Source organism: Mycobacterium haemophilum DSM 44634 (genome assembly GCF_000340435.2).
GTDB classification, from domain to species: domain Bacteria; phylum Actinomycetota; class Actinomycetes; order Mycobacteriales; family Mycobacteriaceae; genus Mycobacterium; species Mycobacterium haemophilum.
In genome coordinates this window covers 2,468,848-2,485,768 of the sequence record NZ_CP011883.2, presented here as the reverse complement: position 1 = coordinate 2,485,768, position 16,921 = coordinate 2,468,848, and the positions used below count along the sequence as shown (strand labels likewise).

Sequence of the window (16,921 nt, the reverse complement as noted above, 5' to 3'; positions counted from 1 at the left end):
GTGCGCGCCCGCGGTCTACTCAAACGACTCAACCCGCAGCACAGGCGCAGTCGCACCAATCCAGACGCGACGATGTCGCTGGTCGACCACCTGACTGAGCTGCGGACCCGGCTACTGATCTCATTGGCCGCGATCGTGGTCACCACGATTTTCGGGTTCATCTGGTACTCGCATTCCCTCTTCGGGTTGGAGAGCCTCGGCGAGTGGTTACGGCATCCGTACTGTTCGCTGCCGCAATCGGCACGAGCGGATATCAGCGCCGACGGGCAGTGCCGGCTGTTGGCCACAGCGCCGTTCGACCAATTCATGCTGCGACTCAAGGTCGGGATGACCGCGGGTATCGTGCTGGCCTGCCCGGTGTGGTTTTACCAGCTCTGGGCGTTCATCACGCCAGGGCTCTACATGAAGGAACGCCGCTTCGCGGTGGCGTTCGTGGTCCCGGCCGCGGTGCTGTTTGCCGGCGGTGCCGTGCTGGCCTATTTGGTGCTGTCCAAAGCGTTAGGTTTCTTGTTGACGGTCGGCAGCGACGTGCAAGTGACCGCGCTTTCCGGCGACCGGTATTTCGGCTTTCTGTTGAATCTGCTGGTGGTTTTCGGGGTCAGCTTTGAGTTCCCGCTGCTGATCGTCATGCTCAACGTTGCCGGCCTGCTGACCTATCAGCGGTTGAAGTCGTGGCGGCGCGGTCTGATATTCGCGATGTTTGTATTTGCGGCGGTATTCACGCCTGGATCTGACCCATTTTCGATGACGGCGCTTGGGGCGGCGCTGACCGTGCTGCTTGAGCTGGCCATCCAGATAGCTCGGTTGCATGACAAGCGCAAAGCTAAGCGTGAAGCGTTAATCGCCGACGACGAAGCGTCCATTATTGAGCCGCCTTCGCCGATCGACGTGACATGAGCGTGACCGACCTGGCCGAGCTGGCCCGGTTCACCGCGGAACTGTCCTTCTCGCTCGACGACTTTCAGCAGCGGGCGTGTGCAGCGCTCGAACGCGGCCACGGTGTGCTGGTCTGCGCGCCGACCGGCGCCGGCAAGACCGTGGTCGGCGAATTCGCCGTACACCTTGCGCTAGCGGCTGGTGGCAAGTGCTTCTACACCACACCGCTGAAGGCGCTAAGCAACCAAAAGCACACCGACCTCACCGCGCGCTACGGCCGAGACCGGATCGGGCTGCTGACCGGCGACCAATCGGTGAACGGCGATGCGCCGGTGGTGGTGATGACCACCGAAGTGCTGCGCAACATGCTTTACGCTGATTCGTCTGCGCTACAAGGACTTTCCCACGTGGTGATGGATGAGGTGCATTTTCTCGCCGACCGGATGCGGGGTCCGGTATGGGAGGAAGTGATCCTGCATCTGCCCGACGAAGTGCGAGTGGTCAGCCTGTCGGCGACGGTGAGCAACGCCGAAGAGTTCGGTGGCTGGATCCAGACCGTGCGCGGCGATACGACGGTGGTGGTCGACGAGCATCGGCCGGTGCCACTGTGGCAACACGTCTTGGTGGGCAAGCGGCTCTTCGACCTGTTCGATTACGACAGCAACGTCGACCACTCTCGCGGCCCCCGCGTTGACCCGGAGCTGATGCGTCACATCGCGCATCGCCGTGAGGCGGATCGGATGACCGACTTTCAGCCTCGGCGACGCGGTGGCGGAGGTCCGTCCAGGCCGCGTTTCTACCGGCCACCCGCGCGCCCGGAGGTGATCGCGACCCTGGACGCCGAAGGGCTCTTGCCGGCGATCACGTTTGTGTTCTCCCGGGCCGGTTGTGACGCCGCAGTTCAGCAGTGCCTGCGCTCGCCGCTGCGGCTGACCAGCGAGGAGGAGCGGGCCCAGATTGCGGAGGTGATCGACCACCGGTGCGGCGATCTCGCGGACGCCGACTTGGCGGTGCTTGGCTACTACGAGTGGCGGGAGGGGCTGCTGCGCGGCCTGGCGGCCCATCATGCCGGGATGTTGCCGGCATTCCGACACACCGTCGAGGAGTTGTTCACCGCGGGGCTGGTGAAGGCGGTTTTTGCCACCGAGACGTTGGCGCTGGGCATCAATATGCCCGCGCGCACGGTGGTGCTGGAGCGGCTGGTGAAATTCAACGGCGAACAGCACGTGCCGCTGACGCCGGGAGAGTACACCCAGCTGACCGGCCGCGCCGGCCGGCGCGGCATCGATGTCGAGGGTCATGCGGTGGTGATCTGGCAGCCCGGCGAAGACACCAGCGAACCGTCGGCGGTGGCCGGCCTGGCCTCCACCCGGACTTTTCCGCTACGTAGTTCGTTTGCGCCGTCGTACAACATGACGATCAACTTGGTGCACCGGATGGGTCCCGAGCAGGCGCACGAGCTGCTGGAGCAGTCGTTTGCCCAGTACCAAGCCGATCGATCCGTCGTCGGCCTGGTCCGAGGCATCGAGCGCGGCACCCGGCTGCTTGGTGAGATCGCCGCCGAGCTGGGCGGGGCAGAGGCGCCAATCCTCGAATACGCCCGGTTGCGGGCGCGGATCTCCGAGATGGAGCGTGCGCAGTCCCGCGCGTCTCGGCTGCAGCGCCGACAGGCGGCCAGCGATGCGTTGGCGTCGTTGCGGCGCGGCGACATCATCACCATCACGCATGGAAGGCGTGGTGGGCTGGCCGTAGTTCTAGAGTCCGCCCGCGACAGCTCCGACCCGCGGCCGTTGGTGCTCACCGAACACCGATGGGCGGGGCGGATTTCCTCGGCGGACTATTCGGGTGCGGCCGCGCCGGTCGGGTCGATGACGTTGCCCAAGCGGGTCGAACACCGCCAGCCGCGGGTTCGTCGTGATCTGGCCTCGGCGTTGCGATCAGCCGTTGCCGGACTGACGATTCCGGCCGCGCGTCGTGACGGCGCCGGTGACCAGGATGGTGCATTGCACGATCCTGAGCTCGCGTCGTTGCGCGCGCAGCTGCGTCGTCATCGGTCACATAACGCGCCCGGCGTGGAGGACCAGTTACGGCAGGCCGAGCGCTATTTGCGGATCGAACGTGACAACGCGCAGCTGCAGCGGAAGGTGGCCGCAGCCACCAACTCGTTGGCTCGGACTTTTGATCGGATCGTCGGGCTGCTTACCGAACGCGACTTCATCCACGGACCGGCCGCTGATCCGCAAGTCACTGATGACGGTCGTTTGTTGGCCCGCATCTACAGCGAAAGCGATCTGTTGGTCGCTGAATGCCTGCGGACCGGTGCGTGGGCGGGCCTGCGGCCCGCGGAGTTAGCGGCCGTGGTCTCGGCGGTGCTCTACGAAACACGTGGCGGTGACGGCCCCGGTGGCCCAGTCGGCGCCGAGGCGCCCACACCACGGTTACGCCAGGCGCTGCAGCAGACTTCGAGGCTGTCTGCGGCCTTGCGCGCCGATGAGCAACGGCACCGGATCGCGCCCAGTCGTGAACCCGACGACGGGTTTGTCAGCGTCATGTACCGCTGGGCTCGGACCGGTGATTTGGCGGCGGCGCTCGCCGCGGCCGACGCGGCGGGCAACGGTTCACCGTTGTCAGCGGGGGATTTTGTGCGCTGGTGCCGCCAGGTGCTTGACCTATTGGATCAACTTCGCAACGCCGCCCCCGAGCCTGAGTTGCGGGCTACAGCTAAGCGCGCAATCAACGATGTCCGGCGCGGCGTCGTCGCAGTTGACGCGGGGTAGGCTGGGCCGGAGCTACGGTACATCCCGGATGTGTCAAGGAACCAAGACAAGGCCCTAGGGACTGAGGAGAAACGATGAGCGAACCGCACGGATCGGACCCGGGTACGCAGTGGCAACCGCCCGGCGAGGGTGCGGAAAACCAATCCTCGGACCAGCCGACCCAGGCGGCGTCACCCTGGCAACAGCAGCCACCCACTCAGGAGGCGGCCTGGCATCCGCCGGCGTACACGCCCCCCGAGTACCCCCAGTACCAGCAGCCGACTGAGCCCGCCTACCCGCATCAATATCCACCGGCTGCGCCCGGCTATGGGCAGCCTGCGCACTTCGGCGCCCAGCCGCCTGGGTTCGGTGCGCCCGGTCAATACGCACAACCCGGCCAGTATGGCCAGTACCCGCCGCCACCTGGCCAGTACGGCCAGCCAGGTCAATACGGCCCGCCTGGCCAGTACCCGCAGCAGTTCCAGCCTTATGAACAACCGGGCACGAAGGGTTCTGTTGCCCTGATCGGCGGCATCGCTGGCGTGATTGGCGTGCTGATCCTCGCTGCCATCTTGGTCACCGGCTTTTTGTGGCCAGCGTGGTTGGTCACCACCAAGTTGGACGTCAACAAGGCTCAGACCGGTGTGCAGCAGATCCTTACCGATGAGACCAACGGCTACGGTGCGAGGAACGTCAAAGACGTCAAGTGCAACAACGGCGCCGACCCTACCGTCAAGAAGGGCGGCACCTTCGACTGCAGCGTCAGCATCGATGGCGCGCAGAAGCGGGTGACGGTGACTTTCCAGGACGACAAGGGCACCTACGAGGTCGGCCGACCGCAATAGGCTGACTCTCGTCACGCGGGCAGCGTGTCGAGTGCTTTCTGCAGCCGTGCGATGGATGATCCGACGCCCAGTTGAGTCGCCAGCTCGGCGGTGCGTGCCGGGTTGGCGGCGACCAGCGGTAGCGCATCCGTGGGCGTGGACAGCGTGACGGGTGCGTCAGTGGCTACCCGTACCACTTGTTCTGCGGCCTGGATGTAGGACGCCGCGGTCAGCAGTTTCGTCCGCAATCCCTTGGCCATCCCCGATGCCTGGTCATGGGCGGCGGCCAGGATTTGAGCCAGCGAGCCGTGCCGAGCCAGCAGGGTAGCGGCCGTTTTCTCGCCGACACCGGGAACACCCGGCAAGCCGTCAGACGGATCGCCGCGTAAGAGTGCGAGTTCGGCGTACGCGGTGCCGGCGCGATCCGCCGGCACACAAAACCGTTCGGCCACCTCGGCGGGCCCGTACAAGGTGGCTTTGGACAATCCGCGGCCGAGGTATAGCACTCGGACGCAGACGGGGTCGTCGGCTACCAACTGCAGCAAGTCGCGGTCGCCGCTGACCACCACGACCGGATCTCTGCGTTCCCGAGCCGCCAGGGTGCCCAGCACGTCGTCAGCCTCGAAACCCGGTGCGCCCGCCGTCGGGATCCCGAACGCCTCCAGCAGCGCCAAGATCATGTCCACCTGCGGTGTCAGGTCGTCGGGCACTTCTTCGATGTCGGGCTGGCTACTGATTTCTGCTGCTACACGGTGGGCCTTATACGACGGGATGAGGGCGACGCGGAATTGCGGTCGCCAATCCAGGTCGAGGCAGACCACCAGCCGGCTGGGTCGCTGCTGGGTGATCACCACCGCCATCGAGTCGATGAATCCACGCACGGCGTTGACCGGCCGGCCGTCGGGAGCGGTGATGGATGACGGCACCCCGAAGTAGGAGCGGAACCACATGCTGGCGCCGTCGAGCAGTAGCAAGGGTGCGGGCATGCCGGCTATCCTGCCAGCGCCATGGATTCTCACCGATTCGACGCCGAGGTGTATGCCAGGCGGCTGGCTGCGGCCACCGCCGCGACCGCCGCGGCCGGGCTGACCGGTTTGGTCATCAGCCCGGGCTACGACCTGCGTTATCTAGTCGGTTCGCGGGCGCAGACGTTCGAGCGATTCACCGCGTTGGTCCTGCCTGCTGCCGGCGAGCCTACGGTCGTGGTGCCGAGGCTAGAGCGGGCCTCGCTACACGCGTCAGCGGTGATGGAACTTGGCCTGGCGGTGCGGGATTGGGTCGATGGCGAGGACCCGTATCAGTTAGTGAGCGACGCCTTGGGCGGCGCGCCTGCGGCGACCGCCGTTACCGATTCCATGCCGGCGCTGCACCTGTTGCCGCTGACCTGTGTGCTCGACGTGCTGCCGGTACTGGCTACTGACATTCTGCGCGGGCTGCGGATGATCAAGGAGGCGGCCGAGGTCGACGCACTACGCAAAGCGGGTGCGGCCATCGATCGGGTGCATGCCCGGGTGCCGGAGTTTTTGGTCCCGGGCCGAACCGAGGCCGAGGTAGCCGCCGACATCGCCGAAGCGATTGTCGCCGAGGGGCATTCGGAGGTCGCGTTCGTAATTGTTGGATCCGGCCCGCACGGCGCCGACCCGCATCACGAATACTCGGATCGTGAACTGCGGGTCGGGGACATCGTCGTGGTTGACATCGGGGGTGCCTATGCGCCTGGATATCATTCCGACTCGACCCGGACGTACAGCATCGGCGAGCCCAACGACGATGTAGTGCAACAGTATTCGGTCCTGCAACGGGCCCAGCGCGCGGCGTTTGAGGCGGTCCGTCCAGGTGTGACCGCCGAACAGGTCGACGCGGCCGCTCGCGATGTATTGGCCGAGGTTGGACTCGCGGAGTATTTTGTGCACCGCACTGGGCACGGTATCGGGCTGTCGGTCCATGAAGAGCCGTATATCGTTGCCGGCAACGATCTGCCGTTGGCTGCTGGCATGGCCTTTTCAGTTGAGCCGGGCATCTATTTCCCGGGTCGTTGGGGCGCCCGAATCGAAGACATCGTCGTCGTGACCGAGGATGGTGCGTTCTCGGTTAACAATCGGCCGCACGAATTGATCGTGGTGCCAGTCGGCGTCAGCTAACGGTACCTGCGATGCACGGCGTGACCACCATGGAGATCGGTGCGCGTTCGTATGCGGCCGGATCCCGCGCACAGCATCCAGTATCATCGCGGGGTCATCTCCCACGCTACTTTTCCGTGGCAGGGATTCTGGCAGCGATCATCGAAATATCAAGGGCTTCAACTGGTTCAGTTGCTTCGAGTTGTTCTTGCTCCGTCACGCGCGCCCCGTTCAGATCTTTGCCCCTAGCGCGGACTGCCTCAAATGCCACGAAGGACTTGCACGCCACGGGCTTTCAAAGTCAGGTTCTTCGTCAGCTTCAACATCTGTTCGCACACGGAGTTGGCTAGCACTGCGTTCTCCCTATTAACCGCCTTTAACTTATGCACCCAATCATTTCGGCATTTTCTGACGTCAGCGATATCATCGCAAATTCCTCTAGGGATATAATCATTGAACACCAACACCTCGGTCATAACAGCTGCCGTATAAGCGGTCCCGGGCTCCAGCCGTTTCCGTCGCTTTCCGGTGATAGATTCTTCTTGCAGCATTTTCGTCCACAAATCATTGAGTAATCGCTCAATGATAGTCCAATAGGTGATCACACTGAGGCTGTAATTGTAGTCTTGATACGCTTTACTTGCGCGAAGATAAAGATCCACGAGTAAGACGCAATCGTCATCCTTGGGGTGATTTTGAATCAATGCCGATAGGTCAGCCGCCGCTTGTTGCGCTACTCCTACGCCGATGGGTCCTACTCTCATGGAATTCGCTCTATCCGTCAATTGGCTGCACAACTGCGGGAAGCGTGATAAGGCAATACGCGCGGTGCTGGGACTCATTCCGCTACCATCGTTTGTAATCATCAGCTCGGGTGTTACTATCATTCGCTCGAAGCTTTGGTCTTCGGCGATAAGTGCGCGTGTATAAAAAAATGCGAGATAAGCGTTCATAAAAAGAGTGCGACGGACCTTCGTTTCAGATACGGCCAAGTCTGCGAGATCGCTCGTAGTAACCGCACAACCAGATACTGCGCTGAAATCAAATTTGAATTCTCCTTCCACGGACGCGGATACCTCCAGTCCACCAGTCAGAGTTTCTCGCAGGACCTCCCGATCAAAGCGATCATGAAAGATCTTTAGCGTGCCGCCAGTGCGGTCAACTGGAAACTCATCAAGAAATATGAGTGGATCGTGATAAAAGCTAGCGATGTTAACGCTCATGCTTCCCCAACCGGCGTATTGACGATATTGGATACGCAGCCTCGGTTCTCCCTAGCTCTTGCGTCACAGCTTAACGGTATGTAGGGCGGCATGCGTTCGCTAGCCAAAAGAACTGACTCAGTTCGGGGCGTGCCCGGTAGCGGTGCCGCAGGCCTCGAACCAAGCGAGATGGTAATTGGCGGCGGTCTTGTCACCGGCGACTAGGGCGTCGATGGCGGCCAGCAGTTGCCAGTTGCCGACCTCGTTGGCATCCACGTTCTCGGGATAGGAATCGAGAACACGGGCGCTGATGGTGGCCAGATGCTGGTGCAGGAGTTCAACTTCGGAGTCCAGCACTCCGGTACCGGTGGAAGCGGCTTTAGCCAATGTGTGGGCCAGCCGGGGTAGTCCGTCGCGCCACTGGGTGGCTTGGCCGAGCTGCCAGCCCAGTTCGTCGATGTCGGGTGCCCGCCGAGGCTGGGGCGATGTGGGGACCGGCTCGTGCTCGTCGGGAACGTGGTGGATCGGCGTGTAGGCAGCGGTGACGCTGACTTCGCCGAGCAGTGCTTCCAGGTTGCCGCGCCGTCGCGCTGGCTGCAGCAGCGTGACAGCTGCCGGGAGGTCGATGCCCGGTGGGATCCAGCCGCTGGCTAGATCGGTGACCAGCACGGTGGTGTTATCGGCGCGGTCTCCGGCTGCCCAGGCCAGCCGAGGTTGTTGGCGGGCCACCGCGTTGATTAGCCGCTGCAGACGTGCCCGCGCGGTGGCGTCGGCCGAGGCAGCCCCGGCCACGGCCCCGGTGGCGGTGGCGGCGACGGTTTGGGCACCCAGGCTCGACGGTGCTGGCGTGGGTTTGGGAGGTGGGGTTTGCCGCACCACCGCGGGTTGACCGGTGCCGGCCTGCCCGGCCGACGGATGCACCGGCGCCGAACCGGGTGCCGCGGACATTGGTGGGCTCGGCGTCGCAGCCGGTGTGGTGGCCGCTGAGGTCGTAGGTCTCAGATCGGAGGCGTAAGCCGGTAACGGACCCGCGGGTGGGGGTGTAGCTGTCGGACCGGCTGGGGTGGGTGGCGCTGCCATCACGGGTGATGGTGGTGCCTCGGGGACAGGTACATGCTGCGCTGGCGGCGGAGTATCAAAGACCGGTGTGTGGACTTGGGCTGCTGTGGCCTGCGTCGTCGGTAGCGGCAGCGGCGTTTGTGGCTGCGTCGGTGACATCGGGGCCGGCGGTATCGCGTTGGCGGTTGTCGAGAGCGGCCCGCCGGCTTGCATGCCCTTGTCGAAGCTGTGCATCAGTTCGGTCGGGGTGAAGCTTTGGGTTGGGCTTGTTGGCGTGACCGGTGCGCTGGCTAGAGACGGCGTACCAGGAGGAGCAGCGCCAGCGTTAACTAGCCCCGAGGCTCGCGTCGGCGAGGTGGTAGAGAACGTCGATCCGGGTGGCGGCGGCGGGACGGGAACAGTTCGGGCAGAATTAGGGCCTGGTAGCACCTGGCCGCCCTGCAAATATGCTTGCGGTAGCACGGGTCCCGTTTGAGGGGCCGGCGTTGCAGCAGTTGCAGATTGGACTGGTGTTGGTAGTTGGCCCGCACGCAAAACCGCCGGTTCACTTGCTGCCGTTTGAGGGGGCGCAGTCTGATCAGGCGCGGGCTGGAGTCCTATAGGCGCTTTGCCCCCCGACCGGAAAGCTTGCGCTGAATCGGGACTGCCGAGCACCCTTCGTACCTGATCCTCGATTTCCTCTTGTCGATCTGGTTGTCGGAATATGTCTCCTGGGTCGATTCCTTGGGTTAGGGCGAATTGTCGGGCCGACTGCCCCGTTGCTTCGACGTCGAGGATCCTCTGCATCGCATCGAGCACGTTGCCGCCGTACTTTGCCGCGGCCAGACTAGACAGCGCTCGATGCTGATGTACCACGGCGACAATCTGTGACACTTTGGTTTCAAAGGGCTGTTCCGAACCTTGGATCTCTTTAATTTCTTTATTGCCCTCCTCGGCCAAACCGTTCAAATCCTGCTGGAGGTTTAACATGCTGTCGTAGGCGGTACCGTAAGCGCTCGCCTTGATTCCGTTCTTCTCGGCCACCCGCCGGGCCTGATTCTCGCCCTGGCGGAAGGTGCTGCGGAGATCATCGGCCGTATGGCCCTGCTGCCCGGTAAGCGGACCGGTGTGTGCGGCGTGCAGTACGTCCCCAAAATGGGAAAAGCCGGCCTCGATCAATCCACGATTGGCCTTGCTGTGCAATAGTGTGATCAAGTCATGGTCGTCGGGCCATTGATCACCGACAAGTAAAAGCGACCATTCGCCGGGAGGGAATATCACTTGCACATCCTGCTGACTTTCGAACCAGTAGTCTCAACGGCATGAAATGATGATTCAATTTCGGGATCGGTTGCTTCAGCCAGGTAGCCAATTGCGAGCTCTTGATATGCGCTCGCAAGCGCTCGCGTTGCCGCCGCGAGGTCAGCTGGGGTGGCGGGCTCCTGCGTCAACGTTTTCACCAGATATTCGCCGCCGTCGTACAGTGCGATCCGCGCGTTCGCAGCTACAGCGAGAGTTGCAGTAGGGTCGCTACCTCCGCTTCGACCTGTGTTGGCGAGGACGGCGTGATGTACCTTGTCGTACGTGGCACATACCTTAGTCTTTGCGTCGGCGACTTGTTGGTCGGTGTAGGTAGGTGGTGGGGGCGGTTTGTTGTTGGGCAAAGGCTGAAACCAGCCGAAGATGGCGACGCTGAGCGTCGCCAACAGGGCGACCGTCAGGACCGCGAACATCGGCCATTGTCGTCGCGGCGTGGGTGACATCGCGGGCGACGAGGCAGACGGCGCAGTTGGGGGCAGGGGCAAATCCGACACGGGCTGATCGTATCGCCCACTCGCAATTGCGGTAGTCACCCTCCATCGTTTGAACCTCGGTGCGCTGTCTGAAGTCGCTTAGCAGGCTCTGGCGAGAATGATCTAGATTTGCAAAGCGGGAGTTATTCATGATTCTTGCGTCATGTCGATATCGTATGCGACTTCCAGTCATTGACGGTGTGACCTCTATGAGTGGTGGCTTCAGCATCCCTAGTCGGTATTATGTCGATAAACACCGTAATCGACATGCTATACCGAAAAAGCTATTAAGCGCATCTGGCTGATTTTATATCAGTCTCTATTGATAATATCAATGATTGTGTCTGGCCTGATATGCTAGCCAGATTCCCGGCGCTTTACCAGAGTTCTCGGGAAGATGGCTAGCATAACTTTATGCACCACGATTTTGCGTTCACGTCAGGACTGCAATTAACGGCTTGAGTCAGCTCCGTCATCGTCGCGTTTCTGATCGGGCAGGAGGATGCGTCTCGTCGTAATCGGTTTGCCGTCAACGCGTTTGATCACCTCTGCTGTAGGAGGCGGCGTGGTGATACGGCCCTGCACCGGGGCGCCGTTCTTCACTGTCGGCGCGACGATGCGTTTGGTGTCGGGCTTGACGTCACTTCCCGTGCCCGCGGCACCATGCATCGCACCCGGCGGCACCATCGGCATCGCACCCATACCGCCCCTTGGCCCTGTCGTCGGTTCCGGTGCGGTCGGCGGCACAGGTGACGCGGTAGGCGACGAGGCAGGGACGGTTCCAGCCGACGGAGCCGGCAGCGGCCCGAGCATCGCGGTCGGTGTGGTGGTGCTGAGACCTCCGCTACCACCACCAGCCTCGCCGAGCTCACCCACGCCACTGTCAAGCCCACCTTCGGCGCCCAGCAGTTCACCGGGTGTCGCCATGCCGGTTTCTGTGGCGGCACTGGCACTTTGCTGCAGCAGACCCATTCCCATCTGCATGGCCTGTTGGCCCGCCTGGGCGACCTGCTGCGGGATCTGGCTCAGTGGTTGCAGTGCACCACCGAGTGCACCAGCGATTCCACCGGCGACGCCCGAGGCCATCTGCGGCATCTGTTGCAGCATCTCGGCCATCTGGCTTTGATTGCCGACGCCGGCCAACTGCGCGGCTGATTGATCCTCATTGGCTGGGAATTTGGTCAGTGCGTCGCCGATCTTTGCTCCGCGTTCGGCATGTCCGGTCTGCGAGTCGGCATTGTCAGCGGGATCGCCGCCGTTTGCTGCTCCGCCAAGCGCCCTCAGCAGCTGGCTGATGTTTGAGCGCCCTGTGGCTAGGGCATCAGGCATGATCACTGGCGGCGGTGGCAACCCAGCCAGCTGCGCAAGCTGGTCAAGGATGATTTTCAGCTCGTCGTCGCCGCTCACTATGGCCTCGCTGGCAAGGTGGCTGACCAGCACGGTTGTGTCGGCGGCAGCGCACAGGGCACGCCAGCGACAGCTGACGCAGGACTAACTCCAGCCGAGGGCGTATCCGACATCGGCTGATGGTATCGCCGATTGGCGATTGCGGTAATTCAGCCCTGTCGGGCAGAGACTGGCTCGAGGAGCCGTATGCCTGCGGCAGCCCGCCTCAACTCGCGCCCTACACCCAATACAGCACACTGAGCAGTGCGACAAAGACAAACACGCCAAAGAATGCAGCGTAGGCGCCCATCGAGAATGCAGTTGCACGTTGGAATGCCATTGTTACTCCACAAAGCATAAGGGGGCAGATGGGCGCGAAGAACCAGAGGTAGCCGAACGTGAGCAGCGTCGATAACACGCCGACAAACAGGCCGGCCAGGAGCTGAACCGGCCGTTTGCGCGCATAGTCGAAGGGGCCTTCGGGATTGGGCGACGTCATATCAGCGGGCCTGAGAAGGGAGAACGATGGCTATGAGACAGAAGAGCAAGATCGACCATCCGGTAAGCGGTGCGAGAATAATTCCGATCGCTGTGCTGCGCCAAAGGGAAGTCCTCGAGCAGAAATACAGGACAAGGCCAACGATGAGAACGCATAGCGATACCCAAGAAATGAAGGTAAAGGAGTATGGAGCTGGAAAATGTTCGTGCGTGATAACCGATATCACCTTTGCCATGACCGCCCACAATATTCCTCCAGATATTGCTCCAGTAAAGGCGGCTCGTATCCAGTCGATCGACTCTTTCATGTGAACCTCGCTAACGTCACTTATTTGGGCGGCAATAGCGGCAGCTTGACAACCGGATCATGCAGGCCTATTTGCGGCGGATGATCGACGGGCCCCAGGGGATAGGTGCCGGGTGGACTCGCAACAAGTGGCGGAGCGATGGTTATGGCCGCCATGGGGGCATGCGCGGAACCGGGCAGGGCCGGAATCCTCGGAGCCGGATACAAGTCATTGAAGTGCAGTTCAACGGCCCGATCTCCGATGGGTTTGTGCCACCACAATCCCGCTGCGGGCCCTAACGCGTCGTCTTTGAAGAGAGGCCACGCCTGTACAAGCGTTGTCGTTGGCGCACCGGGCCGCTCGCTGTAGATCTCGAGCGCTGGGAAATTCGTCGCGGTCCCACCCACGCGTGGGCCTCCCGCAGTCGGTTCGATGGCGATGGTGCCGTTCACATCAAACGAGATCGCCTTGGCTAGTCCTTCACCGCCAGGTGAGAACGGGTCGGCCGCGCTGTACTTGATCAGAACGGAGCCTTTACTTTGCTGCACGGCAGACACAGTGGGCGTCCCGGCTCGAATCTGACCGATGTTCTCGTCGATTGATGGGTTTTGCCGGGCAACGATGATGCCGTTTTCGTAATCGACATATATTGCGACCCTCGATGCCTCAGGATCAGCCGTGGGTGAGAAACCTCGGTTGTCACCGAGGTTATCGTGCACTGGCGGGAAGTCGAGCTGGGGGTCCCATACCGCGCGGCCCGGGATGAAAAGGTTTGTCCGCACCACGCCCTGTCCGGGTACCGGCTTGATTCGACCAAGGACGATATTAGGCTGCACACCACCGTTTTTGGGGTCGTAGCTGTGCGGATCGAGGGCAGCGGCTGTTTTCCAGTCCGACGTCGAACTTGGTCGTCTACCGAAAACTCGTGTGAATGCCTCGATTTGGTTCTGACTTCGCTTGGCTTCAGGTTCGGCCTTCGTCGGGGTTCCCGGCGAGTCAAGTCCCTGGATCGTTGCTGGGTCGCATCCGTCGGTGCGTAGGGTCGTCAGCAGTTTCTGTAATTGGTCCGAGTAGCCGCCGCGTATTGACTGGACGCGACCCAGGGTGGCCTTGGTGTCGTCAACGGCTTGATGCTCCATAGCAGAGATCAGTTGGGCGAGTGCAGATTTGTCATCGTCGGTGAGGCGTACATCTCTCTCAAGATCCAGTGCATCACCAAGTTCGTTGTCGATCTGCTTTAGCTGTGTTTCTAAAGTCGAGATGACTTGCCCACAGATGCGTTGCGTGGCAGCCAACGCAGCCGCGATTGTCTCCAAGTCGACGCTGACCTTGGGCAGTTGTGCGCTCTGAACGCCGAGCGACTGGGCGGCGCGTTGCACTTCGTCCCCATCGTTGATGGGGTGATCGCCGGTCTCTCTATTCCACGACGCCTCAAAGCGACGACGCGCTTCGGCGAATGCGGTGTTGGCCTCGGCGGTGCAACGCCCTGCACGGTGAAACGCCTCGGCCAGATCGGAAATCTGGGCTGGGCGACCACATTGAAGACTGTTATTGATTGCCCAAGGATCGCCGCCGGCTTCGGCGATCAGCAGCGGGATGCTTATGTGTTCGAGCCGCATTGCACCGCCTGCAGCCTTGTGGCATTGCGGTCATCCATGTCGGTGAACTCGGCGGCTGCCATCTGTGCCTTGCTGGCGATGGTGGCAAGCGTCTCCCGGTGGGCCTGCAAGCTTCTCGCGTGTCGAGCGCACGCCGCACCAATGGCGTCGTGAAACGCCTCAGCTACCGCGAAGTCGCCGAACATCCCCGATAACAGTGGTGCCCGTGAGAGGTGATCGGCCCCGACGTGTGCGTGGTCACTGGCGCGGTGCGACACGTTGGCTCCCGAATGCAACAGTCCGGTATCGACGAACATCGTTGTCCTTTCCGAGCTGTCAAGGTTCCGAGATCGTGCCTGTTGGTGAAGCTAGCCACAGCGTTGTTGGTGGTCAATTCAGCTGCGGGCGCGGCTAGGTCGCTCAATCCTTTTCGGCAAGGACTAGTGAGATCCGCCGACGGCCGTAGGATCAGGCGGTCTTGTGGCGGAACGCTTCGGTGAAGTAGCAGCTGGTACCCCCACCTGAGGCCTTCGCTTGGTACATCGCGATGTCGGCGTCGCACAGAATTTGGCTTCCGTCGCGGTGGTCCTCATCGTCGACCATCACAATGCCGATGCTCGCGCGTAAGGCGATCGCGTCATCGGCGATACGCATCGGCTCGGCCAACGCCGTCTGGATCCTTTTGGCGACTTCGTCGAGCTTAATAGCAGTGATCCGGCCCAGGATTAAAGCGACGAACTCGTCGCCACCTAGCCGGCCCACGACATCTGACGAACGTAACGCGACGCTTAGGCGTTTAGCTGCTCCCTGCAGCACCTGGTCGCCGACGTGATGGCCTAGCGAGTCATTAATGGGCTTGAAGTTGTCCAAGTCGATGAACAACACCGCGCCCAATGTATCTGTGCCGGTTGAGCCGAGGTGGTCGTCGATGCGGCCGACGATGTGCGCACGGTTGGGCAGCCCCGTCAGCGCATCATGGGTAGCGTCGTGGGCAAGCTGCTCGCGGGCCATGTGTTGGGCGGTTATGTCCGTCAACGAGATGAGCATCGCCGAATCATGGGGGTCTTCCGGATTGAGCAGTCTGGAGTTCGCCGACAGCCATCGCCGCTGGCCATCGGCGCGGCGATCAAAACTGAACACGTGGCCGGTTTGAGGCTCACGCAACCGAATAACGGTGCAAAGCTCGCGCTGCCCGCAGTCGATCGCTTGATCGTCGGATTCGCAGCGGGGAAACGTTGCAGCACAAGTGAAATGCTTATCCACAAGGTCTCGATCGTCGATGCCCAGCACACGCTGGGCCGCCGGGTTCACCGAACCAACGCGGCCGTCGCTGCCCACGATCATTACCCCCTCCTCTAGGGAGGCCACGACGGTTTGGAAGTGCTGTTCGGCTCGGCGCCGCGCTGTTTGGTCGCTGCACAACAGCACAAAACCCTTGTCCATTGCGGTCACTGATACCCGGACGGCCAAGGCAGCTCCATCTGATCTGTGGTGGGTGGTATCCAACAGACCGCCGTTAACGACGACCGCAAGGGGGTCAAGCGGCGCGCCGACAGCCTCGCGGACTGGCAGCCCCAGCGCTTCTGCCGCGGACCGGCGATAGATGACCTCTGCGGCGGGATTCCAGCTCGTCACGATGCCGTCGAATGTGGTGGCTATCACCGCGTCGCTGACATGGTCGACCAGAGCGGCCTGAAAGCGCAGTGTGGCATCGGCCGCTTTTTGGGCGCTCAGGTCACGAAGGATCACCTGATAGGCCGGATTGCCCTCCCACATGGTGCGTACGGAGACCGATTCCACGCAAAGCGGAGTAGCATCCAAGCGCAGCATCACCAGCTCAGCCGGGCTGGAAGCGTCCCCGATGTGGCGCAACGACGCGATGCGGTCCAACACCGCCGGAATCGAGTCGGAATGCACGAATTCGGTGATCGGGCGGCCGAGGAACTGCGCTTCCGACGTCCCACCTAGCGACCTGACCCCGGCCGGGTTCATATATACCCATCGGCCGCCTTGGTGCACACAGATCAAATCGGGGCAGTGGTCAATCAGTTGCCGGTATCGTTGCGTCTCCTCGGCCGCTTTATGGGCGCTCAGGTCACGAAGGATCACCTGGTGGGCCGGCTTACCCTCCCAGACTGTGAGCACGGAGACCGATTGCACGGAGAGTGAAGCGCCATCCAAGCGCAGCATGGTTGCCTCAGCGGAGTTGGTGGTGTCCCCAATGTGGCGAAGAGAGCCAATGCGGGCCAACATCGCCGGAACTGAGTCGGAGTGCACGAATTCGGTGACCGGGCGGCCGAGGAACTGCGCTTCCGACGTCCCACCTAGCAATGTGACCCCGGCCGGGTTCATATATACCCACCGGTCGTCTTGGTGGACACAGACTATCTCGGGGTAATGGTCGAGCAGTTGTCGATAACACTGTTCGACAAGATGGCCTGTACAGCAATGACCTTCATCCGGAAAATCAGGCATGTGCGGGCGGATTCTCGCACCGACATGATTTGCGCGCTACGTCCAAGCCCCCGCCACCCTGTTCGCTC

Annotated in this window: 13 protein-coding genes and 2 pseudogenes; 5 read left to right on the top strand and 10 right to left on the bottom strand. The window is 62.1% G+C overall.

The window, feature by feature from the left end; translation table 11 throughout:
- From tatC to B586_RS11615, 3 genes are all read left to right on the top strand, one after another.
- A complete protein-coding gene (tatC, locus tag B586_RS11625) occupies window positions 1–897 on the top strand; it encodes a twin-arginine translocase subunit TatC (RefSeq protein WP_082607599.1) in 897 nt (298 codons plus the stop codon).
- 2 nt (window positions 898–899) lie between these two features.
- Window positions 900–3,653 carry a DEAD/DEAH box helicase gene (locus tag B586_RS11620; protein ID WP_054880943.1) on the top strand — a complete coding sequence of 918 codons (2,754 nt, stop codon included), beginning with the start codon at window positions 900–902 and terminating at the stop codon, window positions 3,651–3,653.
- Between the two features lie 74 nt (window positions 3,654–3,727).
- On the top strand, window positions 3,728–4,477 hold the full coding sequence (locus B586_RS11615; protein ID WP_047316433.1) for a DUF4333 domain-containing protein: 750 nt from the start codon (window positions 3,728–3,730) through the stop codon (window positions 4,475–4,477).
- Window positions 4,478–4,488: 11 nt separating this feature from the next.
- Here the strand turns inward: B586_RS11615 and B586_RS22920 are convergent.
- Together B586_RS22920 and B586_RS22915 are read right to left on the bottom strand one after the other, a co-directional pair.
- A pseudogene (locus B586_RS22920) lies at window positions 4,489–4,854 on the bottom strand (5'-3' exonuclease H3TH domain-containing protein); the annotation flags it as partial.
- Window positions 4,855–4,905: 51 nt separating this feature from the next.
- Window positions 4,906–5,442 (bottom strand): annotated as a pseudogene (locus B586_RS22915) (5'-3' exonuclease); the annotation flags it as partial.
- 21 nt (window positions 5,443–5,463) lie between these two features.
- Here B586_RS22915 and B586_RS11605 point away from each other — a divergent pair.
- Window positions 5,464–6,597, top strand: coding sequence for a M24 family metallopeptidase (locus B586_RS11605; RefSeq protein WP_054879875.1), 1,134 nt, complete (start codon window positions 5,464–5,466; stop codon window positions 6,595–6,597).
- A 239-nt stretch (window positions 6,598–6,836) separates the two neighbouring features.
- On the opposite strand, the gene B586_RS11600 is transcribed toward B586_RS11605, so the two are convergent.
- The 5 genes from B586_RS11600 to B586_RS11580 all read right to left on the bottom strand — a co-directional run bounded on the left by B586_RS11600 (window position 6,837) and on the right by B586_RS11580 (window position 12,494).
- Complete coding sequence (locus B586_RS11600; RefSeq protein ID WP_054879876.1) at window positions 6,837–7,799, bottom strand: hypothetical protein; 963 nt, start codon at window positions 7,797–7,799, stop codon at window positions 6,837–6,839.
- Between the two features lie 117 nt (window positions 7,800–7,916).
- Window positions 7,917–8,726, bottom strand: a complete 810-nt coding sequence (locus tag B586_RS11595; RefSeq protein WP_082607598.1) for a DUF5631 domain-containing protein — start codon at window positions 8,724–8,726, stop codon at window positions 7,917–7,919.
- 1,367 nt (window positions 8,727–10,093) lie between these two features.
- On the bottom strand, window positions 10,094–10,549 hold the full coding sequence (locus B586_RS11590; RefSeq protein ID WP_054879877.1) for a hypothetical protein: 456 nt from the start codon (window positions 10,547–10,549) through the stop codon (window positions 10,094–10,096).
- Between the two features lie 510 nt (window positions 10,550–11,059).
- Window positions 11,060–12,016, bottom strand: coding sequence for a hypothetical protein (locus B586_RS11585; protein WP_236971274.1), 957 nt, complete (start codon window positions 12,014–12,016; stop codon window positions 11,060–11,062).
- Between the two features lie 217 nt (window positions 12,017–12,233).
- Complete coding sequence (locus B586_RS11580; RefSeq protein WP_054879878.1) at window positions 12,234–12,494, bottom strand: hypothetical protein; 261 nt, start codon at window positions 12,492–12,494, stop codon at window positions 12,234–12,236.
- A gap of 32 nt (window positions 12,495–12,526) precedes the next feature.
- Here B586_RS11580 and B586_RS11575 point away from each other — a divergent pair, with 32 nt between their 5' ends.
- Window positions 12,527–12,805, top strand: a complete 279-nt coding sequence (locus B586_RS11575) for a hypothetical protein (RefSeq protein WP_156406761.1) — start codon at window positions 12,527–12,529, stop codon at window positions 12,803–12,805.
- 16 nt (window positions 12,806–12,821) lie between these two features.
- Here the strand turns inward: B586_RS11575 and B586_RS11570 are convergent, their stop codons facing one another.
- The 3 genes from B586_RS11570 to B586_RS11560 form a co-directional block, all read right to left on the bottom strand.
- Entirely contained in the window at window positions 12,822–14,399 is a 1,578-nt protein-coding gene (locus B586_RS11570; RefSeq protein ID WP_054879880.1) for a putative alpha/beta hydrolase, read from the bottom strand.
- Complete coding sequence (locus tag B586_RS11565) at window positions 14,381–14,695, bottom strand: DUF2563 family protein (protein ID WP_054879881.1); 315 nt, start codon at window positions 14,693–14,695, stop codon at window positions 14,381–14,383. Before B586_RS11565 ends, B586_RS11570 begins: the two co-directional genes overlap by 19 nt.
- Window positions 14,696–14,846: 151 nt before the next feature.
- On the bottom strand, window positions 14,847–16,853 hold the full coding sequence (locus tag B586_RS11560; RefSeq protein ID WP_082607596.1) for a sensor domain-containing protein: 2,007 nt from the start codon (window positions 16,851–16,853) through the stop codon (window positions 14,847–14,849).
- Between the last annotated feature and the right edge of the window lie 68 nt (window positions 16,854–16,921).